Source organism: Vibrio sp. 1727 (assembly GCF_033344415.1).
GTDB classification, from domain to species: Bacteria; Pseudomonadota; Gammaproteobacteria; order Enterobacterales; family Vibrionaceae; genus Vibrio; species Vibrio alginolyticus.
Genome location: NZ_JAWPOT010000098.1, coordinates 1 through 1017, shown reverse-complemented (window position 1 = coordinate 1017; position 1017 = coordinate 1). Strand labels below are relative to the sequence as shown.

Annotated in this window: 2 protein-coding genes; both read right to left on the bottom strand. The window is 44.5% G+C overall.

The window, feature by feature from the left end:
- The coding region (locus R8O10_RS24065; protein ID WP_318191803.1) for a methyltransferase small domain-containing protein at positions 1-611 on the bottom strand (611 nt) is incomplete at its 3' end.
- 86 nt (positions 612-697) lie between these two features.
- Positions 698-1017 (bottom strand): AI-2E family transporter (locus tag R8O10_RS24060; protein ID WP_318191802.1); only part of this gene is annotated, 320 nt, incomplete at its 5' end.

Sequence of the window (1017 nt, the reverse complement as noted above, 5' to 3'; positions counted from 1 at the left end):
ACTTTGCCTGACAAGTTAGGTAAGGTTTCCAGTAGTAGACGGCTGCCTAAGTCAAATTCACCATGACTGAATACGCCCGGTAAACTTTTTACTGTAAGTGACTGCCCACCAAGGGTCACCGTGTAAGACTTAAACCAATCTTCTTGATTGCATGGTTTTGGCTCATTTAAGCAATTACCCCAGTAGAAAGAGCAGCGGCGAGCTGAGTCGTATTTGTTTACAGGACCATATTCTTTGAACATCTTTTCAATGCTCTTTACGCCGGAACGGTTTTCACCGACAACCACAATCTCCGTGTTCACGCCGAGTTTAGCCATGAGCATCGCAAGCAAATATTCGGCTTCTGCTTTCGCTTTTGGCCAATACAGTAGGAGCATGTCGGCTTGAGTATCCACATCAAATTCAGAACCAAAATGGCTTTTTATTTTGTCTGAGTGACGGATTTGACGGAAATAGCTGTAGTTTGAAGTAAAGACTTCGACCGATTCACAGTGTGCGGTCAGTTCCAGAGGGAACATATCTTCGACTTCACCTGCAACTAAAACATGTTTTCCGTTGAAGTACTCTAGCTGACGCTGAGCGATTTGGCTTGGAGCGATATAGGCAGACATAAATTTGGTTCATCAGAAATAATTAGGGCCAGATTTTCGCACAATCTGGCCCAAGCTTGAAGCTGTTGCTTACTATTCAGTAGCGGCTAGCTGTTGTCTTGTTGGTTGAGGAAGTCTTTGAATTCCTCTTCATAGATATTAAACAGCACCATGGTGACCGCAAAAATCAGTGGGCCATAAATCAAACCAATCAAACCAAATAAGTGCAGACCACCTAATAATGAGAAGAAAATCATTAAGGTATTCATGCCTGCGCTGCCTTGCATCAACAATGGACGCAACAAGTTATCAATCGAACCGACGATGACTACACTCCATGCGGTTAGGAAGATTGCCCACGTCATATCACCGGTGAGGAACAAGTACGCGGCGGCTGGTATCCAGATCAACGCCGTACCGACAACTG